Annotated in this window: 23 protein-coding genes and 1 pseudogene; 11 read left to right on the top strand and 13 right to left on the bottom strand. The window is 69.4% G+C overall.

Translation table 11 applies throughout. The features are described 5' to 3' along the window. Position 1: 1 nt before the first annotated feature. The 5 genes and pseudogenes from DAI20_RS14285 to tkt form a co-directional block, all read right to left on the bottom strand. Positions 2-992, bottom strand: a pseudogene (locus tag DAI20_RS14285) (glucose-6-phosphate dehydrogenase assembly protein OpcA). After that, positions 989-2530 (bottom strand): glucose-6-phosphate dehydrogenase, encoded by a 1542-nt coding sequence (gene zwf, locus DAI20_RS14280; RefSeq protein WP_108252016.1) that lies wholly within the window; start codon positions 2528-2530, stop codon positions 989-991. The pseudogene DAI20_RS14285 and the gene zwf overlap by 4 nt, the downstream one beginning before the upstream one ends. Before the next feature lie 52 nt (positions 2531-2582). Continuing rightward, entirely contained in the window at positions 2583-4178 is a 1596-nt protein-coding gene (locus tag DAI20_RS14275; RefSeq protein WP_108252014.1) for a phosphoglucose isomerase-related protein, read from the bottom strand. Continuing rightward, a complete protein-coding gene (gene tal / locus DAI20_RS14270; protein ID WP_108252012.1) occupies positions 4175-5293 on the bottom strand; it encodes a transaldolase in 1119 nt (372 codons plus the stop codon). The genes DAI20_RS14275 and tal overlap by 4 nt, the downstream gene beginning before the upstream one ends. Positions 5294-5343: 50 nt before the next feature. Beyond that, a complete protein-coding gene (tkt, locus tag DAI20_RS14265; RefSeq protein WP_108252010.1) occupies positions 5344-7437 on the bottom strand; it encodes a transketolase in 2094 nt (697 codons plus the stop codon). A gap of 252 nt (positions 7438-7689) precedes the next feature. Between tkt and DAI20_RS14260 the strand changes: the two genes are divergently transcribed. After that, positions 7690-8610: a heme o synthase gene (locus DAI20_RS14260; protein ID WP_108252008.1), complete on the top strand. Its 921-nt coding sequence runs from the start codon at positions 7690-7692 to the stop codon at positions 8608-8610. A 671-nt stretch (positions 8611-9281) separates the two neighbouring features. Here DAI20_RS14260 and DAI20_RS14255 read toward each other — a convergent pair. Continuing rightward, positions 9282-10289: a COX15/CtaA family protein gene (locus DAI20_RS14255; protein ID WP_240606088.1), complete on the bottom strand. Its 1008-nt coding sequence runs from the start codon at positions 10287-10289 to the stop codon at positions 9282-9284. Positions 10290-10582: 293 nt separating this feature from the next. Between DAI20_RS14255 and sufB the strand changes: the two genes are divergently transcribed. The 5 genes from sufB to DAI20_RS14230 are packed head-to-tail and all read left to right on the top strand — an operon-like array spanning position 10583 to position 14756. Further along, the gene (sufB, locus tag DAI20_RS14250) at positions 10583-12001 is read left to right on the top strand and encodes a Fe-S cluster assembly protein SufB (RefSeq protein WP_108252004.1); all 1419 of its coding nucleotides are present in this window, start codon (positions 10583-10585) and stop codon (positions 11999-12001) included. Positions 12002-12050: 49 nt separating this feature from the next. Continuing rightward, a complete protein-coding gene (gene sufD / locus DAI20_RS14245) occupies positions 12051-13322 on the top strand; it encodes a Fe-S cluster assembly protein SufD (RefSeq protein WP_108252002.1) in 1272 nt (423 codons plus the stop codon). Then, positions 13322-13642 carry a non-heme iron oxygenase ferredoxin subunit gene (locus tag DAI20_RS14240; protein ID WP_108252000.1) on the top strand — a complete coding sequence of 107 codons (321 nt, stop codon included), beginning with the start codon at positions 13322-13324 and terminating at the stop codon, positions 13640-13642. Before sufD ends, DAI20_RS14240 begins: the two co-directional genes overlap by 1 nt. A gap of 9 nt (positions 13643-13651) precedes the next feature. After that, complete coding sequence (gene sufC / locus DAI20_RS14235) at positions 13652-14416, top strand: Fe-S cluster assembly ATPase SufC (RefSeq protein ID WP_108251998.1); 765 nt, start codon at positions 13652-13654, stop codon at positions 14414-14416. A 10-nt stretch (positions 14417-14426) separates the two neighbouring features. Beyond that, positions 14427-14756 (top strand): metal-sulfur cluster assembly factor, encoded by a 330-nt coding sequence (locus tag DAI20_RS14230; protein ID WP_108251996.1) that lies wholly within the window; start codon positions 14427-14429, stop codon positions 14754-14756. 68 nt (positions 14757-14824) lie between these two features. On the opposite strand, the gene DAI20_RS14225 is transcribed toward DAI20_RS14230, so the two are convergent. Both DAI20_RS14225 and DAI20_RS14220 read right to left on the bottom strand, forming a co-directional pair. Continuing rightward, on the bottom strand, positions 14825-15847 hold the full coding sequence (locus DAI20_RS14225) for a ScyD/ScyE family protein (RefSeq protein WP_159085075.1): 1023 nt from the start codon (positions 15845-15847) through the stop codon (positions 14825-14827). Positions 15848-16258: 411 nt separating this feature from the next. Next, positions 16259-16882 carry a biotin transporter BioY gene (locus DAI20_RS14220; protein WP_108251993.1) on the bottom strand — a complete coding sequence of 208 codons (624 nt, stop codon included), beginning with the start codon at positions 16880-16882 and terminating at the stop codon, positions 16259-16261. A 114-nt stretch (positions 16883-16996) separates the two neighbouring features. Between DAI20_RS14220 and DAI20_RS14215 the strand changes: the two genes are divergently transcribed. Next, positions 16997-18595: an ABC-F family ATP-binding cassette domain-containing protein gene (locus DAI20_RS14215; RefSeq protein ID WP_108252588.1), complete on the top strand. Its 1599-nt coding sequence runs from the start codon at positions 16997-16999 to the stop codon at positions 18593-18595. A 450-nt stretch (positions 18596-19045) separates the two neighbouring features. Here DAI20_RS14215 and DAI20_RS14210 read toward each other — a convergent pair whose 3' ends face one another. The 3 genes from DAI20_RS14210 to DAI20_RS14200 are packed head-to-tail and all read right to left on the bottom strand — an operon-like array spanning position 19046 to position 20633. Then, positions 19046-19885, bottom strand: coding sequence for an SURF1 family cytochrome oxidase biogenesis protein (locus DAI20_RS14210; protein WP_108251991.1), 840 nt, complete (start codon positions 19883-19885; stop codon positions 19046-19048). Beyond that, positions 19882-20157: a hypothetical protein gene (locus tag DAI20_RS14205; RefSeq protein WP_108251989.1), complete on the bottom strand. Its 276-nt coding sequence runs from the start codon at positions 20155-20157 to the stop codon at positions 19882-19884. The genes DAI20_RS14210 and DAI20_RS14205 overlap by 4 nt, the downstream gene beginning before the upstream one ends. Next, complete coding sequence (locus DAI20_RS14200) at positions 20154-20633, bottom strand: DUF3099 domain-containing protein (protein ID WP_240606087.1); 480 nt, start codon at positions 20631-20633, stop codon at positions 20154-20156. Before DAI20_RS14200 ends, DAI20_RS14205 begins: the two co-directional genes overlap by 4 nt. A gap of 105 nt (positions 20634-20738) precedes the next feature. On the opposite strand from DAI20_RS14200, the gene fabG reads away from it, so the two are divergent. Together fabG and DAI20_RS14190 are read left to right on the top strand one after the other, a co-directional pair. After that, the gene (gene fabG, locus DAI20_RS14195) at positions 20739-21449 is read left to right on the top strand and encodes a 3-oxoacyl-ACP reductase FabG (protein ID WP_108251987.1); all 711 of its coding nucleotides are present in this window, start codon (positions 20739-20741) and stop codon (positions 21447-21449) included. 12 nt (positions 21450-21461) lie between these two features. After that, positions 21462-22373, top strand: a complete 912-nt coding sequence (locus DAI20_RS14190; protein WP_108251985.1) for a phosphotransferase enzyme family protein — start codon at positions 21462-21464, stop codon at positions 22371-22373. 113 nt (positions 22374-22486) lie between these two features. Here DAI20_RS14190 and serB read toward each other — a convergent pair whose 3' ends face one another. Together serB and DAI20_RS14180 are read right to left on the bottom strand one after the other, a co-directional pair. Next, on the bottom strand, positions 22487-23158 hold the full coding sequence (serB, locus tag DAI20_RS14185) for a phosphoserine phosphatase SerB (protein WP_108251983.1): 672 nt from the start codon (positions 23156-23158) through the stop codon (positions 22487-22489). Further along, positions 23155-24396 carry a glucose-1-phosphate adenylyltransferase gene (locus tag DAI20_RS14180; RefSeq protein ID WP_108251981.1) on the bottom strand — a complete coding sequence of 414 codons (1242 nt, stop codon included), beginning with the start codon at positions 24394-24396 and terminating at the stop codon, positions 23155-23157. Before DAI20_RS14180 ends, serB begins: the two co-directional genes overlap by 4 nt. Positions 24397-24445: 49 nt before the next feature. Between DAI20_RS14180 and glgA the strand changes: the two genes are divergently transcribed. Further along, positions 24446-25630 carry a glycogen synthase gene (gene glgA, locus DAI20_RS14175; protein WP_108251979.1) on the top strand — a complete coding sequence of 395 codons (1185 nt, stop codon included), beginning with the start codon at positions 24446-24448 and terminating at the stop codon, positions 25628-25630. Between the two features lie 48 nt (positions 25631-25678). Continuing rightward, positions 25679-26461 (top strand): ABC transporter ATP-binding protein, encoded by a 783-nt coding sequence (locus DAI20_RS14170; protein WP_108251977.1) that lies wholly within the window; start codon positions 25679-25681, stop codon positions 26459-26461. Positions 26462-26592: the final 131 nt, after the last annotated feature.

Genomic DNA, 26592 nt, shown 5'->3' with positions numbered 1-26592 from the left:
ATCAAGACGCCTTCGTGTCGGCGGACTCCGCCTCGACCACGGGGATGTTCCCCGTGGTCAGCTGCTCGAGCCCGTGTCGGATAACTTCACCGTACAGGGGGTCGGGCGCGAGCCGGCGCAGCTCCTCGGCGAGGCAGTCGCGGAGGCTGCGGCGCGGCAGGCTCACGTCGTGCGTCGGCTGGTTCGGCTGCACCAGGGTCGCGATGTTCGCCACCGGCCGCTCGAGCTCGATGGCCCCGGACGCGCGGATGAGGCGCACGCCGTGGATGCCGCTCGAGCCGGTCGCCCGCGTCGTGATGGCGTGGTCGACCGGGACCTGGAGCTGCAGGCCCAGCCACGCGGCGAGCAGGACGGTGGAGGGGGAGTCGCTCGCGCCGTGCACCTCGACGGACGTGACGGGCTCGTACGGCGGCTGGTCGAGCACCGCGGCCAGCAGCGCACGCCACAGCGTGAGCCGGGTCCAGGCGAAGTCGGTGTCGCCGGGCGCGTAGGTGTGCGCGAGGTGCTGCAGCATCTCCCGCGGGTTGCGCGGTCGAGGCGTCCGTGATGCGGCGGGTGGCGATGCGGCCGAGCGGCGACGTGGACACGACGGCGGGCGCGACGCCCGGCCACCAGGCCACGACGGGGGCGTCGGGGAGCAGCAGGCCCGTGACGAGGCCCTCCTCGTCGCTCGCCGCGGCGCCGTAGGCGCGGAGCAGGATGACCTCGCTCGCGCCCGCGTCACCGCCGACGCGGATCTCCGCGTCGAGGCGGGCGTTCGCGTCGGGGTCGCTCTGCGATCCGTCCATGTCGGTCGACACGACGATCACGCGCATCGGGTGCTCGCGCGACGCGTCGTTGGCGGCCTCGATGGCCTCCTCCTCGGCGCCGAGCGTGGTCGAGATCACGAGCGTGAGCACGCGGCCGAGGGCGACGGCGCCGCCCTCCTCGCGGATCTTGACGAGCGTCTTCGAGATCTTGGCTGTAGTGGTGTTGGGCAGATCGACTCTCATGGCCGCCTCCAGGTCCTTCCGTCGCGGGCAAGCAGTTCATCGGCCGAGTCCGGCCCCCAGGTTCCGGGGCGGTACTGGTCCGGCTGGCCCTGCGTGGCCCAGAACTCCTCGATCGGGTCGAGGATCTGCCACGAGAGCTCCACCTCGCGGTGACGGGGGAACAGCGGCGGGTCGCCGAGCAGCACGTCGAGGATGAGCCGCTCGTACGCCTCGGGGCTGGCCTCCGTGAAGGCGTGGCCGTAGCCGAAGTCCATGGTCACGTCGCGCACCTGCATGCCGGCACCGGGGACCTTGGAGCCGAAGCGGATCGTCACGCCCTCGTCGGGCTGGACACGGATGACGAGCGCGTTCTGACCGAGGAGCGCCGTCTGGCTCTCCACGAACAGGTGCTGGGGCGCGCGCTTGAACACGACCGCGATCTCGGTGACGCGGCGGCCGAGGCGCTTGCCCGCGCGCAGGTAGAACGGCACGCCCGCCCAGCGACGGGTACCGATGTCGAGGCGCATGGCCGCGAACGTCTCCGTCGTCGACTCGGGGTTCATCCCCTCCTCGTCCAGGAAGCCGATGACCTTCTCGCCACCCTGCCAGCCGGAGGAGTACTGACCGCGGGCCGTTGCCGTGGACAGGTCCTTCGGCAGCCGGACGGCGGAGAGCACCTTCTCCTTCTCGTCACGCAGGGCCTCCGCGTTGAACGCGACCGGCTCCTCCATGGCGGTGAGGGCGAGCAGCTGCAGCAGGTGGTTCTGGATGACGTCCCGGGCCGCGCCGATGCCGTCGTAGTAGCCCGCGCGACCACCGACGCCGATGTCCTCGGCCATCGTGATCTGCACGTGGTCCACGTAGTTGGCGTTCCAGAGCGGCTCGAAGAGCTGGTTGGCGAAGCGCAGAGCGAGGATGTTCTGCACCGTCTCCTTGCCCAGGTAGTGGTCGATGCGGAACACCGCGTCGGCCGGGAAGACCGACTCGACGACGTCGTTCAGCTCGCGCGCCGTCTTCAGGTCGCTGCCGAACGGCTTCTCGATGACCACGCGACGCCAGGCGTCGTCCCTCTGGTCGGCGAGCCCCGACTTGCGCAACTGCTCGGTGACCAGGGGGAACGACTTCGGCGGGATCGAGAGGTAGAACGCGTGGTTCCCCATCGTGCCCCGCTCGCGGTCGAGCTCCTCGGTCACGAGCTTCAGCTGCTCGAACGCCTCGTCGTCATCGAACGTGCCCTGCACGAAGCGGATGCCCTGGGCGAGCTGGTGCCACACGTCCTCGTCGAACGGCGTCCGCGAGTACTGCTTCACCGCCTCGTAGACGACCTTCTCGAAGTCCTGGTCCTCCCACTCGCGGCGAGCGAACCCGATGAGCGCGAAGCCCGGGGGCAGCAGGCCGCGGTTGGCCAGGTCGTAGACCGCGGGCATCAGCTTCTTGCGCGCGAGGTCGCCCGTCACCCCGAAGATGATGAGGCTGCTCGGTCCGGCGATGCGATTGAGACGGCGGTCTGACGGAAGGCGCAGCGGGTTGAACTCCGGGGTGATTTCCACCGGCGACATGTAACTCCTTTATCGACGTGCCGGATCGCCGGCACTGTCCTGAAATGTGCTGCTAGCGCAGGGCGCTGCTGAGCGCGGCGGCGTCCGCATCCGGGTCGGTCAGGTGCAGGCGCACGACCGGACGGCCGTGGTCCTCGAGCACCGTCGCGTCGCCCTGCGCCTGGGCGGCGATGAGCTGCCCGAAGGTGAAGGGGCGGTCGGGGACCTCGAGGTCCGTCGACGTCGCCGTGGTGATCTGCAGGAACACGCCCTCGGCGGGGCCGCCCTTGTGGTACTGACCGGTGGAGTGCAGGAAGCGGGGACCCCAGCCGAACGTGACCGGACGCTTCGAGCGCGCCGCGAGCAGGTCCCGCAGCTCGGCGAGCTGCGGGTGCGCGATGCGGTTCGTGTAGGCCTGGACGGACACGTAGCCCGTCGCGGGCAGCTGCGCGAGCAGCGCGTCGACCACGCCGGCGAGCGTCGTGGCGTTCGCGACGACCGACTCGGTGCCGCGCACCTCGATGCCGTCGGAGACGAAGGCCGGCTCGGTCGGGGCGGGGCGCTCGTCCAGCAGACCGCGCGCCGCGACCTTGGCGGACTCGACGTCCGGCTGGTCGAACGGGTTGATGCCGAGGAGGCGGCCGGCGACGGCGATCGCGTACTCCCAGACGAGCATCTGCCCGCCGAGGCTGCCGCTGATCAGGATCTCGCCCGAGTGCTCCGGTGCGATCGACGCGTCAGCCACCAGGCGCACGATCTGCAGGTCGGCGATGTCGGCGGTCAGCTCGGGCGCGTTCGTGTCGAGGACGACAGGCAGGATGCCCGTGCCGTTCTTGCCCGTCGACTCCGCGATGAGCTGCTCAGCCCAGTCGGCGAAGCCGACGATGGGCGTGCCGTCTGCGACGATGCCCAGCTTGTCGCGGCGGGGGGACGTCGCGGAGATGGCCGCGCCGAGCACGAGCCCGGGGTTGTCCTCGGTGTCCGCCTCGAGCTGGGGCTGCACGGCCGCGGCCTCGTCCAGCAGCTGCTGGATGTCGACGCCCGCGAGACCGGACGGCACGAGGCCGAAGGCGGTGAGAGCCGAGAAGCGGCCACCGACCGTGGGGTCCGCCGTGAAGAAGCGGTAGCCGAGGTCCTTGGCGAGCTGCTCGAACGGCGATCCGGGGTCGGTGACCACGATGATCCGCTCGCGCGGGTCGATGCCGGCGTCGGTGAACGCCTTCTCATAGGCGCGACGCTGGCTGTCGGTCTCGACGGTGCCGCCGGACTTCGAGGAGACCACGATGGCGCTGGTCTCGAGCCGGTCGGCGAGGGCGGCGGAGACCTGCTCCGGGTCCGTCGAGTCGAGCACGGTGAGCTCGACGCCCGCCGTGCGCGTGATGACCTCGGGGGCGAGCGAGGATCCGCCCATGCCGCCGAGCACGATGTGGTCGACGCCCTTGGCGCGGAGCTCGTCGCGCAGGGCGACGATCTCCGCGACGAGCGGGGCGGAGACCGAGACGGCCTCCGTCCAGCCCAGGCGCTTGGCGGACTCCTCCTCGGCCTCCGGACCCCACAGGGTGGCGTCGTGGGCGGCGATGAGGGACGCGACGCGGTCGCCGACGAGCGTCGGGACGACGCGGGTGACCGCCTCCTCGGCGTCCCCGCTTACGCGGATCTCGATGGTCACTTGGCGCCGTCCAGCGCCGTCTTGACCGTCTCGAGCAGCTCGTTCCAGGAGACGACGAACTTCTCGACGCCCTCCTTCTCGAGCAGCTGGGTCACCTCGTCGTAGGAGATGCCCTGGGCGGCCACGGCGTCGAGGATCGCGTTGGCGTCCTCGTAGTTGCCGGTGACCTGGTCGCCCTCGATGACGCCGTGGTCGAAGGTCGCCTCGAGCGTCTTCTCCGGCATGGTGTTGACCGTGTGAGCGACCGCGAGGCCCGTGACGTACAGGGTGTCGGGGAGCGACGGGTCCTTGACGCCGGTCGAGGCCCACAGCGGGCGCTGGATGTTGGCGCCCGCGGCGAGCAGGCCCTTGGCGCGCTCGCTCGCGAAGGACTCCTCGAAGACCTGGTAGGCGAGGCGGGCGTTGGCGACGCCGGCCTTGCTCTTCAGGGCGAGGGCCTCCTCGGTGCCGACGGCGGTGAGGCGCTTGTCGATCTCGGTGTCGACGCGCGACACGAAGAAGGACGCGACCGAGTGGATGGTCGACAGGTCGATGCCGGCCTCCTTGGCCTGCTCGAGGCCGGTGAGGTAGGCGTTGATGACCTGGCGGTAGCGCTCGAGGCTGAAGATCAGCGTGACGTTGACGCTCGTGCCGACCGAGATCGCCGCGGTGATGGCCTCGAGGCCCTCGACCGTCGCCGGGATCTTGATCATGACGTTCGGCTTCTGGATGCGCTCCCAGAGGCGCTTCGCCTCGTCGATCGTCGCCTGGGCGTCGTGCGCCGCGGTGGGCGACACCTCGATCGACACGCGGCCGTCGAAGCCGTCGGTCGAGTCGTAGACCGGGCGGAAGATGTCGGCCGCCTGGCCGACGTCCGCCGTGGTGATCTCGAAGACGGCACGGTCGACGTCGGCGCCGTCGGCGGCGAGCTCGCGCACCTGCTGGTCGTACGCCTCACCCTTGGAGAGGGCACTCGCGAAGATCGTGGGGTTCGTCGTGATGCCCACGACGTTCTTCTCCTCGATCAGCTTCTGCAGGCCGCCGGAGTTGATGCGCTCGCGTGACAGGTCGTCGAGCCAGATGCTCACCCCGAGCGCGGACAGCTGGGCGGTGGGGGTGGTTGTGGTGTCGGTCATGTTCTGTTGTCTCCTTCTTGTCGCTTGTCGTCCTCGGCGCGGATGGCGCTCTAGAGGGACGCGATCGATTCCTTGGCGGCCGAGACGACGGCCTCGGTGGTGAGGCCGAACTCCTTGTACAGACGCTCGTACTCGGCGGACGCGCCGAAGTGCTCGATGGACACGCTGCGGCCGGCGTCGCCGATGTAGGGGTACCAGCTGAGCTTGATGCCGGCCTCGACGGACACGCGGGCCCGCACGCCGGACGGCAGCACCGACTCGCGGTACTCGTCGCTCTGCTCGGCGAACCACTCGAGGCTCGGCGCGCTGACGACGCGGGCGTTGACGCCCTCCTCGCGCAGTGCGGCGCGGGCGTCGACGGCGATCTGCACCTCGGAGCCGGTGGCGATGAGGATCACGTCGGGCGTTCCGCCCGGGGCCTCGGCCAGCACGTACGCACCCTTGGCGACGTTCTTCGCCGAGGCGAAGGTGTCACCCTCTGCGTCGCCCTCGCCGCGCTCGAACACGGGGAGGTTCTGGCGGGAGAGCGCGATGCCTGCGGGTCCGCGGCGGCGGGCCAGCATGTTCAGCCACGCGTACGCGACCTCGTTGGCGTCCGCGGGGCGGATGACGTCGAGTCCCGGGATCGCGCGGAGGGCGGTCAGCTGCTCCACCGGCTGGTGGGTGGGGCCGTCCGCGCCGAGCGCGACGGAGTCGTGCGTCCAGACGAAGATCGACGGCGCCTGCATGAGGGCCGCGAGGCGGACCGCCGCGCGCATGTAGTCGCTGAAGATGAGGAACGTGCCGCCGAAGGGGCGCGTGTTGCCGTGCAGCACGATGCCGTTCAGGATGGCGGCCATGGCGTGCTCGCGGATGCCGAAGTGCAGGACGCGACCCTGCTCGTTGCCGCTCCACGCTCCGGTCGAGCGGTGGGCGGGCACGAAGGACGCGGCGCTCTCGATGGTCGTGTTGTTCGACTCGGCGAGGTCGGCGGATCCGCCCCACAGCTCGGGGACCAGGTCGGCGATCGCGTTGATGACCTTGCCGCTCGCGGCGCGGGTGGAGACGTCCTTGCCTGCGGGGAACTGGGGGAGCGCGTCCTCGATGCCCTCGGGGAGGTCGCCCGACTGAACGCGGTCGAACAGCGCCTTCTTCTCGGGGTTGGCCGTGGCCCACGCCTCGAACTGCTCGTTCCACTCGGCGTGCTGGGCCTGACCGCGGGTCACGGCCTCACGGGTGTGAGCGAGGACGTCCTCGTCGACCTGGAAGGTGCGCTCGGGGTCGAAGCCGACGACCTCCTTCACGGCTGCGAGCTCCTCGGCGCCGAGGGCGGAGCCGTGGATCTTGCCGGTGTTCTGCTTCTTCGGGCTGGGCCAACCGATGATGGTCTTCAGGACGATGAGCGACGGCTTGCCGGTCTCGGTCTTGGCCGCCTCGACGGCGGCGTGCAGCTCCTGGATGTCCTCGACGTAGTCGCCGGTCTTCTTCCAGTCGACCGTCTGGACGTGCCAGTTGAGCGCGTCGAACCGCTTGGCGACGTCCTCGGTGAACGCGATGTCGGTGTCGTCCTCGATGGAGATCTGGTTGGCGTCGTAGATGACGACGAGGTTGCCGAGCTCCTGGTGGCCGGCGAGCGACGCGGCCTCGTTGGTGATGCCCTCCTGCATGTCGCCGTCGCTGGCGATCACGTAGATGAAGTGGTCGAAGGGGCTCTCGCCCGCGGGGGTCTCCGGGTCGAACAGGCCGCGCTCGTAGCGGGCGGCGTAGGCGAAGCCGACGGAGGACGCGAAGCCCTGACCGAGCGGGCCGGTGGTGATCTCCACGCCGTCGGTGTGGCCGTACTCGGGGTGGCCGGGGGTCTTGGAGCCCCACGTGCGGAGGGCCTGCAGGTCCTCGATCTCGAGGCCGTAGCCGCCGAGGAAGAACTGCGTGTACTGGGTGAGCGAGCTGTGCCCCGCGGAGAGGATGAAGCGGTCGCGCCCGATCCAGGTCGCGTCGGAGGGGTCACGGCGCATGACCTTCTGGAAGAGCAGGTACGCAGCGGGCGCGAGGCTCATCGCCGTACCGGGGTGTCCGTTCCCCACCTTCTCCACGGCGTCTGCCGCCAGAATTCTTGCGGTGTCCACGGCCCGGTCGTCGACGGAATCCCACTGCAAATCTGCCACTGGTTATTGCCCTTCTGCGAAGCGAAATACAGGCCCAGACGGACCCCATCCAGTATAGGTACCCTGCGCCAGGCGGTGCGGGCACCCCGCGCGGGGCTTGCCGTGGCGGGGGAGCGCGGGTACGCCGTTCGGGTTCGAATCATCGGGGGGCGGCTCGGACGGACACCGGGGCCGTGATCCGGTGCCGGGTTGGCGCGCAGGCACAATGACCTAGAATCGTTTGTCGGTACATCAGCCAAGAACGAGGTGCAATTGGACGTCGCCATCGAGAGCCGGGTCGACGAGCAGCGGATCGGAATCGCACGCAAGGCCAAGGCATATCTCGCCCTGACGAAGCCTCGCGTGATCGAGCTGCTCCTTGTGACGACCGCTCCCGTCATGGTCCTCGCGGCCGGCGGCATCCCCAACGGATGGCTGATCCTCGGCACCCTCATCGGCGGCGCTCTGAGCGCGGGCTCGGCCAACGCCTTCAACTGCTACATCGACCGCGACATCGACCGCGTCATGAAGCGCACGCAGCGCCGCCCCCTGGTGACGGGGGAGCTGAGCGACCGCGAGGCGCTGGTGTTCGCGTGGATCATCGGCGCGGCGTCGATCGTGCTGCTCGGGGCCATCTCGAACTGGCTCGCGGCGGCGCTCTCGCTCGCGGCGATCCTCTTCTACGTCTTCGTCTACACGCTGTGGCTGAAGCGTCGCACCCCGCAGAACATCATCTGGGGCGGCGCGGCGGGCTGCATGCCCGTGCTCATCGGCTGGGCCGCCGTCACCGGCGAGATCACGTGGGCTCCGGTCATCCTGTTCGCGATCGTGTTCCTCTGGACGCCGCCGCACTACTGGCCGCTCTCCATGAAGTACCGCGAGGACTACGCGTCGGTGAACGTCCCGATGCTCGCGGTCGTCCGCGGCCGGGCGCTCGTCGGCCTGCAGACGGTCCTCTACGCGTGGGCCACCATCGCGTGCTCGCTGCTGCTGATCCCGGTCGCCGAGATGGGCCTCGTCTACACGATCACCGCGCTGGTCGCGGGCGGCTGGTTCATCTACGAGTCGCACCGCCTCTACGACATGGCCGTGCGCCACGAGCAGGTGAAGCCGATGCGCGTCTTCCACGCCTCGATCACCTACCTCTCGCTCCTCTTCCTCGCGGTCGGCATCGACCCCCTCCTCCCCTTCTAGGGTTCGGAGCGGGGTTGGGGAGCCGGGCTCTCGTGGCGCCGCTCGCCGGGTGGAGCGGACGCCGTTACGGTCTCTGAGCCTGTCGAAGGGACGCAACTCGGCAGATCGGGCTGCCGCACGACGCAACTCAGCAGATCTCGCCCGACACACCGCGTGACCGTTGGGCTGGACGGCGTGTCGCGTCGAATTTGCTGAATCGCGTTCTGGCACTGCCGTAGCAACGGGCGCGCGCATGGTCCTCATCCCGTGCAGCCGACGCCGACACGGTCCCTGAGCCCGTCGAAGGGACGCAACTCAGCAGATCCGGCTGCCTCAATGACGCCACTCAGCAGATCCCGAGTGCCACAGGACCCAACTCAGCAGATCCCGCTCGACACGCCCGAAAGAGGTGCCGCTGAATGGCGTGTCGCGCCGGATCTGCTGAACTGCGTCGAGGGACCTCCGGGCGTCAAGCGCGCTTTCTTCCGCGATGCCCGTGGGATCCCTACGTCGCTTCGACAGGCTCAGCGACCGTGTTCGACCGCACTCCGTCCCGGAGCGGATCCCTACGTCGCTTCGACAGGCTCAGCGACCGTGTTGGACCGCACCCCCACCTCCGGCCGGTTCCCTACGTCGCTTCGACAGGCTCAGCGACCCCGTGCCGTGCGTGCGCCCACCAAGCTCCGCGGCACCTACCGTGCGGCGAGGGCCGGCTCCGACGGGCTGCGCAGGGTCTCGGTGGCGGGGGCGCCCTTGAGGCTGAGCACGACCGCGGTCATCGCCGAGGCGAGCACGCAGGCGAGCACCATGTGCAGGCCCACGAGGATCTCCGGCAGGCCGAGGCGCGACTGGGTGATGCCCACGACGATCTGCAGCACCTCGACGACGAGCAGCAGGGTGACGAAGCTCAGCATCCGCGGCAGGCGCAGGCGCCGCGCGGACGCCCAGAGCACGACCGTGAGGGCGAGCACGATGTAGGCGGGCCAGCTGTGCACGTGCTGCAGGAACTCGGAGTCGAGCCCGTTGCGAGCCGCTCCGGCGTCCCCGGCGTGCGGGCCGGATCCCGTGGTCACGATCCCCACCAGGATCGTGACGGCCACGAAGAAGGAGGTTGCGTGCGCGGCCCCGGCCAGCCAGCCGGGCGTGAGCCGGATCCTCTGCTCGCGGGGGTAGCGGGTGCGCCACACCAGCACGGTCGACAGGGCGACGAGCACGATGGACACGACGAAGTGCAGACCGACGACGTAGGGGTTCAGCTGCATCCGCACGGAGATGCCACCGATCACGGCCTGCGCGGGGATGCCGCAGGCGATCGCGACGGCGAGCGAGAAGAGCCCGTAGCCGCGGCGCCTCAGGCGCAGCACGGCGAGGAACGTGAGGATCGCGACCACCACGAGCACGAAGGTGAGCAGGCGGTTGCCGAACTCGATGACGCCGTGAATGCCCATTTCCGGCGTGTTGACGAAGGAGCCGTCCGTGCAGCGCGGCCAGGTGGGGCAGCCGAGCCCGGATCCGGTGAGCCGGACGGCGCCGCCGGTGCCCACGAGCAGCGTCTGGGAGATCAGCGTCGCCCACGCCATGACCCGCACCCGACGGTCGACGTCGTCCGGGAGCCAGGCCCGGAAACGGGCCCACAGCAGGGTCACCTGACCGAGGAATCCGCCGCTGGGAGATCGCCCCGTATCGAGACTGTTGGACACGCGTCGCCTTTCGGATGGATGGCGGTCTGACATAGAATTGGGAGGTTGACGACGCTGTTGCCGCGGGACCGGCGAGCGTGCGCAGAGCAGGACGCCGATCGTGCGGAAACCGTGCCGATGCACCAGTCTAAGAAGTGTCTGTCGGCGTGATTGTCAACACACTGTGAACGCCCCATCCAGGAGCGGTTCACCCTGCGCCGGATCGAGCGCGGGAACGGCACCCATGCCGGTGAATCGGGAATGACCATAAGGCGCTGAACGTTGAGATGGTCAGGAAAAGAGGTACTACTTACATGTCAGACGTCCTGATCGACCGACCCGAACTCGCGAGCCTCGGCCAGTACGAATTCGGCTGGGCAGACTCCGACGTAGCCGGAGCGTCCGCCCGCCGCGGCATCTCGCCCGAGGTCGTCGCCGACATCTCCCAGCTCAAGAACGAGCCGGACTGGATGCTGCAGCGCCGCCTCAAGGGCTACCAGCTCTTCGGCAAGAAGCCCATGCCGACCTGGGGCGCAGACCTCACCGGCATCGACTTCGACAACATCAAGTACTTCGTGCGCTCCACGGAGAAGCAGGCCCAGACCTGGGACGACCTGCCCGACGACATCAAGAACACCTACGAGCGCCTGGGCATCCCCGAGGCGGAGCGCCAGCGCCTTGTCTCCGGTGTCGCCGCCCAGTACGAGTCCGAGGTCGTGTTCCACTCGATCCAGAAGGATCTCGAGGAGCAGGGCGTCATCTTCATGGACACCGACACGGCGCTCAAGGAGCACCCGGAGTTCTTCGAGGAGTACTTCGGCTCCGTCATCCCCGCCGGGGACAACAAGTTCGCCGCGCTGAACACGGCCGTCTGGTCGGGTGGATCCTTCGTCTACGTCCCCAAGGGCGTCCACGTCGAGATCCCGCTGCAGGCCTACTTCCGCATCAACACGGAGAACATGGGCCAGTTCGAGCGCACGCTCATCATCGCCGACGAGGGCAGCTACGTGCACTACATCGAGGGCTGCACGGCTCCCATCTACAAGTCGGACTCCCTGCACTCCGCCGTGGTCGAGATCATCGTCAAGAAGAACGCCCGCGTGCGCTACACGACCATCCAGAACTGGTCGAACAACGTCTACAACCTGGTCACCAAGCGTGCGGTCGCGCACGAGGGCGCGACCATGGAGTGGATCGACGGCAACATCGGCTCCAAGGTGACGATGAAGTACCCGTCGATCTACCTGATGGGCGAGCACGCCAAGGGCGAGACCCTGTCCGTCGCGTTCGCCGGCCCCGGCCAGCACCAGGACGCCGGCGCGAAGATGATCCACATGGCGCCGTACACGCAGTCGTCGATCGTCTCGAAGTCGATCGCCCGCGGCGGCGGCCGCGCCGGCTACCGCGGCGAGGTGCGGGTGGACGCCGCGGCGCACCACTCCGCCAACACCGTGCGCTGCGACGCGCTGCTGGTCGACACGATCTCCCGGTCGGACACCTACCCGGCCATCGACATCCGCGTCGACGACGTGCAGCTCGGCCACGAGGCGACGGTGTCGCGCGTCAGCGAGGAGCAGCTCTTCTACCTGATGTCCCGCGGCATGCCCGAGGACGAGGCCATGGCCATGATCGTCCGCGGGTTCATCGAACCCATCGCCCGCGAGCTCCCCATGGAGTACGCGCTCGAACTCAACAAGCTCATCGAGATGGGCATGGAAGGCAGCGTGGGCTGACCTCGCCAGCTCCGCCTCCTTCCCAATCTCGAAAGGAACCATCGGCTAGATGACGATCCCCATCGCCACCACAACCGGCACGAACGCGGCCCCCACCGCGCAGCACGGCCTGAAGGCTCACTCGGACGGGGGATGGGCGACCGTCCCCGTCCAGACCCGCTCCGAGCGCTTCGCGTCGTTCGACGTCGCGGACTTCCCGGCCGTCACCGGCCGGGAGGCCGTGTGGAAGTACACCCCGGTCGCGAAGCTCGCCGACCTCATCTCCGGGAGCCTCGACGGCTCCCCCTACGAGGTGCAGTCGTCGGCGACGCCGGACGTCACGGTCGAGTGGATCGACCGGAACGATGCCCGGATCGGCTCCGTGGGCAAGCCCGAGGAGCGCGCGTCCGCGAACGCGTGGAGCTCGTTCGAGAAGGCTCTGGCCGTGACCGTGTCCGGCGAGGACGAGAAGCAGGTCGTGATCACGCGGTCCCTTCTCGGCTCGGCACCACGCGCCGCCCACACGGTGATCACCGCGAAGCCGTTCAGCCGCGCCATCGTCATCCTCGAGAACACCGGTGCCGCGAAGCTCACCGAGAACGTCGAGTTCGTCATCGGCGAGTCGGCGCAGATCACGATAGTCAGCCTGCAGGAGTGGGACGACGACGCGGTTCACCTCGCGAGCCACTTCGTCGAGGTCGGCCGCGACGCCGTGCTCAAGCACGTCGTCGTGAGCCTCGGCGGCTCGATCGTCCGGGTGAACCCGTCGGCCCACCTGGGCAGCGAAGGCGGCGACGTCGAGCTGCTCGGCCTGTACTTCTCCGACTCGGGGCAGCACCTCGAGCAGCAGGTGTACGTGTTCCACGACGCTCCGCACACCAAGAGCCGCGTCAACTACAAGGGCGCCCTGCAGGGCGAGGGCGCGCGGTCCGTGTGGATCGGCGATGTGCTCATCGGTCACAGCGCGCCGGGCACCGACAGCTACGAGCAGAACCGCAACCTCGTGCTCACCGAGGGCACCCGCGCGGACTCCGTGCCGAACCTCGAGATCGAGACCGGCGACATCCTCGGCGCCGGCCACGCGAGCGCGACCGGACGCTTCGACGACGAGCAGCTGTTCTACCTGCAGGCCCGCGGCATCCGCGAGGACGAGGCCCGGCGTCTCGTCGTGCGCGGCTTCCTCGTGGAGATCGTGCAGAAGATCGGCTCGTCCGAGCTGCAGGAGCGCCTCCAGCGCGCGATCGAGGCCGAGCTCGCCGGTGGCCAGGCCACCGAGACATCCCAGGTACCCGAGGCGCCGCAGGTGACCGGGACCGCCCAGCAGAACGGGATGGCGCTCTGATGGCCGCGATCAAGATCCTGCCCGAGGCCGACCTCGAGCCGAACCAGGCCCTGCGCATCACGATCGACGACAAGGCGATCGCGCTCGTCAAGGACTCCGCCGGCGTGTGCCACGCCATCGGCGACACCTGCACCCACGGCGACATCTCCCTCTCCGAGGGGTTCGTCGAGGACGACACGCTCGAGTGCTGGGCGCACGGGTCGAAGTTCGACCTGAAGAGCGGCAAGCCGCTCACGCTGCCCGCCTACGAGCCGGTGCCCGTCTACCCCGTGACCATCGTGGATGGCGACATCTACATCGACCCCACCCCCACAGCTTAGGAACGAACCATGTCCGTACTTGACATCCGCGACCTGCACGTCAGCGTCGAGACCGACCAGGGCACCAAGCAGATCCTGCGCGGTGTCGACCTCACCATCAACGAGGGCGAGATCCACGCGATCATGGGCCCGAACGGCTCCGGCAAGTCCACCCTCGCCTACACGATCGCCGGCCACCCGAAGTACCACGTCGAGAGCGGCTCCATCCTGCTCGACGGCCAGGAGGTGCTCGAGATGAGCGTCGACGAGCGCGCCCGCGCCGGCCTCTTCCTCGCCATGCAGTACCCGGTCGAGATCCCCGGCGTCACCGTCTCCAACTTCCTCCGCACCGCCAAGACCGCGATCGACGGCGAGGCGCCGGCGATCCGCGGCTGGATCAAGGACGTGCGCGACTCGATGAGCAACCTGCGCATGGACCCCGTGTTCGCCGAGCGCAACGTCAACGAGGGCTTCTCCGGCGGCGAGAAGAAGCGCAACGAGATCCTGCAACTCGAGCTGCTCAAGCCGAAGTTCGCCGTGCTCGACGAGACCGACTCCGGCCTCGACGTGGACGCGCTGAAGATCGTCTCGGAGGGCGTCAACCGCGCCAAGGCGAACACCGGCCTCGGCATCCTGCTGATCACGCACTACACGCGCATCCTGCGCTACATCCAGCCCGACTTCGTGCACGTGTTCGTTGCCGGCCGCGTGGCCGAGCAGGGCGGACGCGAGCTCGCGGACCGGCTCGAGGACGAGGGCTACGACCGCTACCTCGCGGGCGCGCCCCTCAGCTAGGAGGACTGTCATGGTCACAACGCTTGCACCCGAGAAGTTCGACGAGATCGAGGAGGCGCTGAAGGACGTCGTCGACCCCGAGCTCGGCGTCAACATCGTCGACCTCGGCCTGATCTACGACCTGGGCTGGGACGACGAGAACGACGCGCTGGTGATCGGCATGACGCTCACGTCGGCCGGCTGCCCGCTCACCGACGTGATCGAGGAGCAGACCGCCGAGGCGCTCGACGGGCACGTGGAGGCGTTCCGCATCAACTGGGTGTGGATGCCGCCGTGGGGCCCGGAGCGGATCACCGACGACGGGCGCGACATGATGCGCGCCCTCGGCTTCGCGATCTGACCGCAGCACCGAACGACCGAAGCGGCCGGCCCCGTCCTGGGGTCGGCCGCTTCGTGCATCCCGTGGCGTCAGTGGTGGTGTCCGCCCCCGCAGCCGTGCCGGTGACCGTAGCCCTGGAGCTGGGCCGGATCCGGCTCCTCATCCAGCGCCACGTCGTCCGACGCTTTGTGGTCCGACGCTTCATGGTGCGACCGGTCGCCGTGGGACACGTTGCGGATCCTCAGGACCTCGCCGGTCAGCGTGACCACGTAGGCCGTGTCGCGAACGAAGTCCACCGAGGTCGGCAGGTCGAGGCCTTCGGCGACGACGCTCAACGTGCCGTCGTGCTCGACCCTCAGCAGTTCGCCGGAGTCCGGCAGAGCGGGTGACCCCGCAGGCACCGCGCCGGGGGAGTCGCCCTGCGAGAGCGCGTAGAGGCCGCACCGGTTGCGCTCCACATCGACGAGGAGGCTGTAGCCCGACGCGATGTCGCGAGCCTGACCATCCCGGCGGCTGAGCGCGACGATCCGGCCGTCCTCCGGGGTGTGCGGCACGGGACCGGCCAGAGCGATGTGGATCCGGCCACGGAACACCTCGATGCCCGTCGGCACGACGTTCGGGAAGTCGATGACCTCCCTGATCTCACCGCCCGTGCCGACGTACAGCACCCGGTTGAGGTGGCCGTCGGTGACCAGGAAGCCGCCGCGGACGGTCTCGAGCGCATACTGGACCCCCCGCTCGACCTCGATATCGAAGTCGAACGTCGGCGGGTTGTCGACGGCGTGCTGGCCGATGTCGGCGATCACCGTGAAGCTGTCGGCATCGTCCATCCGGTAGATGCCGTCGATAGCGTTCCCCCCGACGTCCGGCCCCACGACGGTGACGAGCACGTAGGCGGTGTCGCCGCGGAAGGCGACGTCGATCGCGCCACCCAGTCCCTCGATCACACGCTCGGGAAGGCCCGTCGCGTAGGTCGACGTCGCGCCGGTGCGTCTGTCGACCCGCGTGATCTCACCGGTGATCCCCTCCGCGACATAGAGGGCGCCATCCGGGCCGATCGTGCCCCCGGATGTGCCCTGTAGGCCGCTCGCGATGACCTCGGGGGTGCTCACGGACCGACCGGTCGATACCTCACTGGGTTCGCCGACTGGCGCGTTCGGTGTCGCGTTCGCGATCGTCGGCCCGACCAGGGAGGCGGCCATCAGCGAGAGAAGTGCGGCCGCGCTGACGAGCGGCCTCGAGTGATTCATGATTCGTCCGTCCACAACGTGCGACGCGGTGGACGATCACGTCGCGGGAGGGGTGGCCGAACCGTCGATCGCACGCCCTGATGTTCGACCACGTATGCGGTGAGAGTGCGTCGGTGTTGTCGCGATCATCCTTCTCGTCCCGCTTCCGGGCGGTCAAGGGGTTCTCGCCGGTGGGCGAGGAGTCCGCTCGCCGTTCGGAAGCAACCGACCCGGAAACACGAAACGCCGCACCCTTTGGAGGATGCGGCGTACGCGGTGGAACGAGCTTGGAAGTTACTCCGCGGCGTTCGGGCGGCGGTCGGCGCGGCCGAGGGCCTTCCAGGCGAAGGGCAGCAGCCCGGCCGCGAGCAGCGCCTTCAGCGCGTCGCCGACGACGAACGGGAGGAGGCCGCCGGAGATGGTGGTGCCGAGCACGTCCGGCACGCCCATCGCGCCGAGCGTGACCGCGAGCCAGGGCAGGCCGAACGCGTAGATGGTGACGGTGCCGGCGGCGAAGGTGGCGAGGGTGCCGAGCACGCGGCGGTCCCAGGCGCGCTGCGCGAGCCATCCGCTCACGGCGGCGGCGGCCACGAAGCCGACGATGTAGCCACCGGTCGTGCCTCCGAGCACCGCGAGGCCCGAGGAGCCGTCGGTGTAGACGGGCAGGCCCACGAGGCCGAGGAGGGCGTACAGGACCATGGACAGGGCACCACGGGAAGCGCCGAGGGCGGTTCCGACGAGCAGCACGGCGAACGTCTGGCCGCTGATCGGCACCGGCCACATGGGCACGTAGAGCTGCGCCGCGGCGGCGACGAGGGCTGCGCCGGTGGCGACGAGCACGAGGTCCGTGGCCAGGGAGCGCGGGAGCACCCGGTCGGCGATGGTGGGGCGGCCGACGGCCAGCGACAGGTTCGACATACGCAATCTCCTTCGAGTGGCCGGGGAATTCGCCCAGGCAGCACGATTTATACTATTTGGTCGATCCCCCTCCTCCCTGTTGTCGGTAGACAACCAAAGAATTGGATGCTGCCTGTGCTCGCTGTACATGACCTCGAGTTGCGTGTTGGCGCGCGACTCCTCATGGAGGACGTGAACTTCCGGGTGACGGCGGGGGACAAGATCGGACTCGTCGGCCGCAACGGTGCCGGCAAGACCACGCTCACCAAAGTCCTCGCCAACGACCTGCAGCCGAGCGGCGGGCGCATCGAGCGCTCCGGCGAGATCGGCTACCTGCCGCAGGACCCGCGCTCCGGGAACCCGGACGACCTCGCCCGCACCCGCATCCTCGACGCCCGCGGGCTCGGCACGCTCGGCCTCAAGATGCAGCAGGCGATGCTCGAGATGGCGTCGACCGACGACAAGGTCAGCGCCGCGGCCATGAAGACCTACGGGCGGCTCGAGGAGCGCTTCACCGCCCTCGGCGGGTACGCCGCCGAGGCGGAGGCCGCGTCCATTGCAAGCAATCTCAGCCTGCCGGACCGCATCCTCGATCAGCCGCTCAAGACCCTGTCCGGTGGTCAGCGCCGCCGTATCGAGCTCGCGCGCATCCTCTTCTCCGGTGCCGACACGATGCTGCTCGACGAGCCGACCAACCACCTCGACGCCGACTCGGTCGTCTGGCTGCGCGAGTTCCTCAAGAACTACTCGGGCGGCCTCATCGTGATCAGCCACGACGTGGAGCTCGTCGGCGAGACGGTGAACCGCGTCTTCTACCTCGACGCGAACCGTCAGGTCATCGACATCTACAACATGAACTGGAAGAACTACCAGCGCCAGCGTGCCGCGGACGAGGAGCGCCGCAAGAAGGAGCGCGCCAACATCGAGAAGAAGGCTGGTGTGCTCCAGCAGCAGGCCGCCCGCTTCGGTGCCAAGGCGTCGAAGGCCGCCGCCGCCCACCAGATGGTGCGCCGCGCCGAGAAGATGCTGTCCGGGCTCGAGGAGGTGCGCGCGGTCGACCGCGTCGCCAAGCTGCGCTTCCCGGAGCCCGCGGCCTGCGGCCGCACGCCGCTCATGGCGAGCGACCTCAGCAAGAACTACGGCTCGCTGGAGATCTTCACCGCCGTCGACCTCGCGATCGACCGCGGTTCGAAGGTCGTCATCCTGGGGTTCAACGGCGCGGGCAAGACGACGCTGCTGCGCATCCTCGCGGGCGTCGACCAGCCCGACACCGGCAGGATCGAGCCGGGCCACGGACTGCGGATCGGCTACTACGCGCAGGAGCACGAGACCATCGACGTCAAGCGCTCCGTGCTCGAGAACATGGTGTCGTCGTCGCCCAACCTCACCGAGATGGAGGCGCGGCGCGTGCTCGGCTCGTTCCTCTTCACGGGCGATGACTCCAGCAAGCCGGCCGGCGTGCTCTCCGGCGGCGAGAAGACCCGCCTCGCGCTCGCGATGATCGTGGTATCCGGCGCGAACGTGCTGCTGCTCGACGAGCCGACCAACAACCTGGACCCCGCGAGCCGCGAGGAGATCCTGGGTGCGCTCGCGAGCTACTCGGGCGCCGTTGTGCTGGTGAGCCACGACGAGGGCGCCGTGGAGGCGCTCAACCCCGAGCGCGTCCTCATCATGCCGGACGGCACCGAGGATCACTGGAACCCGGAGTACTTCGACCTCATCTCCCTGGAGTAGCGCGCGGCGAGTGCGCCACTGCACGCCGACCGGGGGACCACACTGTCCCTTTCGGCTCCGCCGGGCCTTCCCGGATGCGCCGCGCGACGCAATTCAGCAGTCGGGCGACGACACGCCGTCCAGCGGCCCCGCCCATCGGCGTGTCGGCTCGGACTTGCTGAGTTGCGTGGGATTGGTGGCTGGATCTGCTGAGTTGCGTGGGGTTGATAGGCGGATCTGCTGAGTTGCGTGGAGTTGACGGGCGGATCTGCTGAGTTGCGTCGGGTTGACGGGCGGATCTGCTGAGTTGCGTCGGGGTGACGGGCGGATCTGCTGAGTTGCGCAGGGTCGCCGGGTAGATCTGCTGAGTTGCGTCGGGGTGACGGGCGGATCTGCTGAGTTGCGCAGGGTGAGCGGGCGGATGTGCTGCGACGCACCATCCGCCGCTGTTGCGACCCCGGTTGCGGCGGGTCAGCGGTTGTCGAGGATGCTGTCCTCGATGTCCGCGTCCGTCGGCGTGCGGGCCGCGCGGCGGCGCTCCCGCTCCCGGGCGCGCTCCTGCTCCTGCGGGTCGTCCGCGTTCCAGATGCGGTACTCGTTGCGGATGGCGTAGCCGAGTCCGATGAAGCCCAGCACGCCGAACGCGATCCACTGCAGCGCGTACGAGAGGTGCGAGCCCTCGTCCTCCGCGGGCCGCGGGGCGGCCACGGGACGCGTCGCAGGCGCCGGGTCCTCGGACGCCATGAGCCCGTACGCGCCCGTGTATGTCGGCGCGCCGAGGCGATCGGCGATGTCCGGCAGGTGCACGGTCGCGATCTGGCCCTCGCCCGCGCTGCGCCCCGGGATGATCGGCTCGCCCGCCTTCAGTCGCGCCACGACCGTGACCTCGCCGGCGGGCGGCTCGGGCACGTCGTCCGGCAGATCCTGCTCGTTGCCGACGGACAGCCAGCCGCGGTCGACGACGAACACCGTGCCGTCCTCGAGCCGCAGCGGCGTGAGCACCTCGAATCCGGGGCGGCCGTTCAGCGGACGGTTGCGGGCGAGCAGCTGCTCGTCCTCCAGGTAGCGCCCGCGCAGCGTCACGGGCGTCCACTTCTGGCCCTCCTCGAACGAGTCGAGCTCGGGCAGCGCCTGCTCGAGCGGCACCGGCTCGCGGTCCCAGTTCGCGACGATGCGGTTGATCTCCGTGACCGCCTCCTCGCGGCGGTGGAACTGCCAGTTGCTAAGCAGACCGCAGGCGACCGCGAACAGCACGGTCACCGCGAGGTAGCCCGCCCAGCGGCGGTGGAGCACGAAGCGCCAGTTCTTCACGCCGGCGCCCCCTGGCCGCGATCCGCCTCGCTCACGGCGCCGTCGAGGGCGCCGGAGGCCACCTCGTCCGCGGCGACGACCCGGAGGGGGAACTCGCGCGCCGCGAGGAACCCACGCAGGTAGTCGACGTGCTCGTCGCACGCCAGCCACACCTTCACCCGGTCCTCGGTGTGGATCTTTGGGTTGCGCCACTCGACGCGCCATGTCGCGCGCTCCAGGCAACCGGCGCGCGAACAGGTCAGTCGCTCGGGTGCCTGGCCGGCACCGATCACGCCTGACCCTCGGTGGAACGGTCGGCGGGCCGGTCGGGCTCGTATGGGAAGGCGCGGCCGCCCTGCGGGAACTCGGAGGGGAAGTGCCAGCCCCGGGCCTGATCGTCGGCCTGAGGGGCGCGATCGTCGCCGGAGCGCGGGAACGACTGCTCGGCCGGGTGCGGGATCGGCTGCTCGGCGGCGGGCGTCACAATGATCGGCGCCTGCGGGTTGCGGATCATGACCTCGCGGCCGGTCGGGGCCTCGACGGCGCCGCCGGTCTGCGTGCCCACGTTCGCGAGCACGACCGCGATGTACGGCAGCACAATCGCGCCGATGCCCATGACGACGAGCCACCAGCCCTGCACGAACAGCAGACTCAGGATGCACACCATCCTGATCCCCATCGCAAGGGAGTACTTGATCATGCGCGCCCGGCGGTCCTCTTCTGGTGACCGGGGGAGCGAGGTGATCGACTGGTTCTTCACAGTGTCCACGCCGTCTCGCAGGGGGTACTGGCCCTGTCCCGTCAAGCCTACGACTAGGCTGACTTCCGGCTCTCAGGAGCCTCACATACCGTTGCACCCAAGGAGAACACACAGATGACGACACCCCGGACCGTCCTCGTCACCGGAGGAAATCGGGGGATCGGCTACGCGATAGCCGAGCGCTTCGTCGCCGCCGGACACCGGGTGGCCGTGACGGCGCGCTCGGGCGAGGGCCCGGAGGGCAGCCTCACCGTCCGCGCCGACGTCACGGACTCGGCGTCCGTCGACCGCGCTTTCGGCGAGGTGGAGGCGGCCCTCGGGCCCGTGGAGGTGCTGATCGCCAACGCGGGCATCACCCGCGACACCCTCGTGCTGCGGATGACCGAGGAGGACTTCACGTCGGTCATCGACACCAACCTGAGCGGCGCCTTCCGCGTCGTGAAGCGCGCGTCGAAGGGCATGCTGAAGGCCCGCTTCGGCCGCATCGTGCTCGTCTCCAGCGTCGTCGGACTCTACGGCTCGGCGGGACAGGTCAACTACGCCGCCTCGAAGAGCGGCCTCATCGGCCTCGCCCGGTCGCTCACCCGCGAGCTCGGCGCCCGCGGCATCACCGCGAACGTCGTCGCCCCCGGCTTCATCGAGACCGACATGACCGCGGAGCTGCCCGAGGCCACCCAGGCCGAGTACCGCAAGGCCATCCCCGCCGCGCGTTACGGAACCGCGGACGAGGTGGCGCAGGTCATCGAGTGGCTGTCCGGCGATTCCGCGGCGTACGTCTCCGGTGCCGTCATCCCCGTGGATGGCGGCCTCGGCATGGGTCACTAGCGGGCCGGGGACGTGTCGACCACCTGGGAACAGGCGGTCGACGACCTGGCCTCGGCCTGGTCGATCGGTCCGCACACGCTGCACCGTCTCGGTGCCAGCCAGAACCACGCCTATCGGGTGGACGCCCCCGGGGAGTCCTCCTACCTCCTGCGCATGCACGTCGCCCATCGCACCGCTGAGCAGATCGACGCCGAGCTGGCCTGGCTCGAGCTCCTCGCGGCCGACGGCGACGTCGTGGTGCCGGAGCCCGTGCGCACGAGGCACGGCGCGTGGACGAGCGAGTCGATGCTCGACGGGCGCCTCCGAAGGCTGTCGCTGCTGCGCTGGATCGACGGGACGATGCTCAGCGCCCTCCCGCCGCACGCCGACGTGACCCCGTTCGCGCGGTCGCTCGCGGCCCTGCACCTGCGGGGGCAGCGGGAGGACGCGCGGGACCTCGGCCGCGCACGACGCCGATACGACGCGGACTACGCCCGGGCCCGGATGACGCTGATCCAGGCCGGGTGCTCCTCAGAGCTCGACCGCGGCACGACCCGGGCCGACCTGGAGCACGGCATGCGCGTGCTTGAGGCGGTCCTCGGGGGCGCCGACGAGCCGATCATGATCCACGGCGACTACCACCCGGGCAACCTCGTGCTCACCGGTGATCGTCCCGCCGTCATCGACTTCGACCGCGCCGGTCTCGGACCCTCCGCGCTGGACGTCGCGAGCGCCATCCTCTACCTGCTGCCCCGGCAGCGCGTGCGCTTCCACGCCGCCTACGCGGACGCAGGCGGCCCGGCTCGCGTGGAGCCCGACACCTTCGGCGCGTACCTCTTCTTCGCCTACCTCGACAACGTCGCGCATCTCTCGAAGGTCGCGACGGAGTCGGCCGGGATGCCGGGCAACATCGCGCAGCTCGCCGCGTTCGGCCGCGCGCTGTAGAGGGATCCGCGTCCCTTCGACGGGCTCAGGGACCGTGAGGTGGTGTGCCGCGGGAGTGTTGCGTCCCTTCGACGGGCTCAGGGACCGTGAGGTGGTGTGCCGCGGGGTAGTGCTCAGCCGCGCAGGCCGAGGAGCGGCAGCACCTGGCTGAGGTCGCACACGTCGATCACGACGTCGGCGTGCGAGCGCACGAGCGGTTTCGCGTTGAAGGCGACCGAGAGTCCGGCGGCGTCCATCATCCGGAGGTCGTTCGCGCCGTCGCCCACCGCGACGACGCGGTCGTGCGGTACGCCGCAGGCGGCGGCCCACTCCTCGAGCGCATGCCGCTTGCCGAGCGCGTCGATGATCGGCCCCACGAGACCGCCGGTCAGCCGGCCGTCCACGACCTCGAGCCGGTTCGCCCGCCAGTAGTCCAGGTGCAGCTCCTCCGCGAACGGGTCCAGCACCTCATGGAAGCCGCCGGAGACGACGGCGACCCGGGAGCCGGTGTCGTGCAGGACCTCGATGAGGTGCCGGGCGCCCGGCGTCAGCCGCACGTGCTCGGCGACCTCGTCGAAGGCGGCGACGGGCAACCCGGCGAGCGTGCGGACGCGCTCGCGCAGGCTGTGCTCGAAGTCGAGCTCGCCGGCCATCGCGCGCTCCGTCACCGCGGCGACCGCGGCAAGGCTGCCCGCCGCGTCAGCGAGGAGCTCGATGACCTCGTTCTCGATGAGGGTCGAGTCGACGTCCATCACCACGAGGAACTGGGTATCGGCACCGGAGATCGTTCCAGTGCCGATGCTCATGGGACTACGCGCTCGCCCTTTCCGACGACAGTGATGCCGCTCTCCGTCACGACGTAGCCGCGGGCCCGGTCGTGATCGTGGTCGACGCCGACGGATGCGCCGGCTTCGACGACCACGTCCTTATCGAGGATAGCGCGGACCACGGTCGCGTTCGGCGACACCCGCACCTTGTCGAACACGATGGAGTTGACGACGCGCGCGGCCGACTCGACGGTGACCCAGGGGCCGAGCACGCTCCGCTCGATGTGCGCGCCCGAGAACAGGGAGCCGAGCGACACGATCGAGTCGATGAGCGTTCCCGTGTTGCCGTGTGCGTCGCGAACGAACTTGGCGGGCGGGGCGTTCAGCTGCTGGCTGAAGATCGGCCAGTGCTGGTTGTACAGGTTGAACACCGGCAGGGCCGCGATGAGGTCCTGGTGGGCGTCGTAGAAGGACTCGATCGTCCCGACGTCGCGCCAGTAGTAGCGGTCACGGTCCGTCGCCCCGGGCACCTCGTTGCGGTTGAGGTCGTACACGCCCGCGTTGCCCTGGGACACGAACCACGGCACGATGTCGCCGCCCATGTCGTGCTTGGAGTCCGGCAGGTCGCCGTCCTGGATGACCGCGTCGATGAGCTGGTCCGCGTCGAAGACGTAGTTGCCCATGGAGGCGAGCACCTCGTTGGGGGAGTCGTCGAGGCCCACCGGGTTCTTGGGCTTCTCGAGGAAGGCGCGGATCTTCGTCGGGTTGCTCGGCTCCACGTCGATGACGCCGAACTGGTCCGCGAGCGAGATGGGCTGACGGATGGCGGCGACCGTGGCGCCGAGGCCGGACGCGATGTGCGCGTCGATCATCTGGCTGAAGTCCATGCGGTACACGTGGTCCGCTCCGACCACGACCACGATGTCGGGCTTCTCGTCACGGATGAGGTTGAGGCTCTGCAGGATCGCGTCGGCCGATCCGCTGAACCAGCGCTTGCCCAGCCGCTGCTGCGCGGGGACGGACGCGATGTAGGAGTTCAGCATCGTGCTGAGGCGCCAGGTCTGCGACACGTGCCTGTCGAGGCTGTGCGACTTGTACTGGGTCAGCACGACGATCTGGTTCAGCCCCGAGTTGATGAGGTTCGAGAGGGCGAAGTCGATCAGCCGGTAATGACCACCAAAGGGAACCGCGGGTTTCGCTCTGTCGGCGGTAAGGGGCATGAGGCGCTTGCCCTCCCCACCCGCGAGGACGATGGCGAAGATCTTCTTTGATGACATGGTCTTCAGCGTAGAGGCACAGAGGGACCGCGTGCACTAGCGTTTCATCGTGCGCGTAGATGTGATCACGAAAGAGTATCCGCCGGAGATCTACGGGGGCGCTGGTGTCCACGTGACCGAGCTGGTCAAGGCCCTGAGGCGCGACACCGAGGTCGTGGTGCGGGCGTTCGGCAAGCCGAGGGACGAGGCGGACACCTTCTCCTACGGCGTTCCGCAGGAGCTGTCCGGCGCGAACGCGACCCTGCAGACCCTCGGTGTCGACCTGCAGATCGCGCAGGACGTGGCGGGCGCCGACATCGTGCACTCGCACACCTGGTACGCGAACGGCGCGGGCCACTACGCCAAGCTGCTGCACGGCGTGCCCCACGTCGTGACGGCGCACAGCCTCGAGCCGCTGCGCCCCTGGAAGGCGGAGCAGCTGGGCGGCGGGTACCGCGTGTCGAGCTGGATCGAGCGCAACGCGTTCGCCGAGGCCGACGCCGTGATCGCCGTGAGCGACGGCATGCGCCGCGACATCCTGCGCTCGTACCCGTTCCTGGACGAGTCGCGCGTGTCCACCGTCTACAACGGCATCGACCTCGAGAAGTGGAAGCCCCTGCGCGACGACGCGCTCGTCCGCTCCCTGGGCATCGACCCCGACCGTCCGTCCGTCGTGTTCGTCGGCCGGATCACCCGTCAGAAGGGGCTGCCCTACCTGCTCCGCGCGGCGCGGCTGCTACCGAAGGACGTGCAGCTCGTGCTCGCGGCCGGCGCGCCGGACACCCCCGGCATCCTCGCCGAGGTGACCGAGGGCGTGCGCGCGCTCCAGGAGGAGCGGACGGGCGTCGTGTGGCTGGACCGCCTGCTGAGCCTGGAGGAGCTGTCCGCCTCGCTGACGGCCGCCACCGTGTTCGTCTGTCCGTCGGTGTACGAGCCGCTCGGCATCGTGAACCTTGAGGCCATGGCCTGCGGCGCCGCCGTCGTGGGCACCGCGACCGGCGGCATCCCCGAGGTCATCGTCGACGGCGAGACGGGCCGCCTCGTGCCCATCGAGCAGGCCGACGACGGCACCGGAACGCCGCTCGATCCCGACCGCTTCGTGAAGGACCTGGCCGACACGCTCACCGAGGTGCTGAGCGACCCGCAGGCCGCGAACCGCATGGGGGAGGCCGGCCGCGCGCGGGCCGAGACCCACTTCAGCTGGGGCACCATCGCGGAGCAGACGCAGGCCATCTACCGGTCACTCGTCTCATAGCGCTGCTGCCCGCCACTCGTCTCCTGGCGCTTCGGTAGGCTTCACAGCATGACGACCGTGCTTGAGCTGACCGACGTATCCATTGTCCGCAACGGGAACAGGATCCTCGATCAGATCAGCTGGACGGTCGACAGCGACGACCGCTGGGTGATCCTCGGGCCGAACGGTGCGGGCAAGACCACCCTGCTGCAGGTCGCCGCCGCGTTCATGCACCCCTCGAGTGGTACCGCGCAGATTCTGGACGAGACGATGGGCCGCGTCGACGTGTTCGAGCTGCGGCCGCGCATCGGCTTCGCCTCGACCGCCATGGCCAAGCGCGTGCCCGCGGAGGAGAAGGTCGTCGACGTCGTCCTGACGGCGGCGTACTCCGTGACCGGACGCTGGCACGAGGACTACGAGACCCTCGACCTCGACCGCGCGAAGCAGGTGCTCGCCGAGTGGAAGCTCTCCCACCTCGAGGACCGCCGATTCGGCGACCTGAGCGACGGCGAGCAGAAGCGCGTGCAGATCGCCCGCTCGGTGATGACCGACCCGGAACTGCTCCTGCTGGACGAGCCGGCCGCGAGCCTCGACCTCGGCGCGCGCGAGGAGCTCCTGCAGCTGCTCAGCGGCTACGCCAACGCCCCGTACGCGCCCGGGATCGTCATGGTCACCCACCACGTCGAGGAGATCCCGCGCGGCTTCACCCACGCCCTCCTGCTGAAGGAGGGGCGCGCGGCGGCCGCCGGTCCGATCGAGGAGGTGCTCGTGTCCGAGACGCTGAGCGACGTCTTCGGCCTCGACCTCGCCGTCACGAACCAGGACGGGCGCTACGCCGCCCGGGCGGCCTGACCGCCGCCCCCGTCGTCCCGCCGGGGATCCGGCGGCGCGCCCTGAACGCGGGGTGTGCCGCGGGGGTCCTTCGCGGGGTTGTCTGGTAGGCTATCTAGCTGGCCCCAGGGCCTCACATGCTTTGCTCCACG

It is taken from the genome of Planctomonas deserti (assembly GCF_003067705.1).
Lineage (GTDB): Bacteria > Actinomycetota > Actinomycetes > Actinomycetales > Microbacteriaceae > Planctomonas > Planctomonas deserti.
Note: the sequence above shows the minus strand (reverse complement) of the source record. Positions and strands in the feature narration are given on the sequence as shown.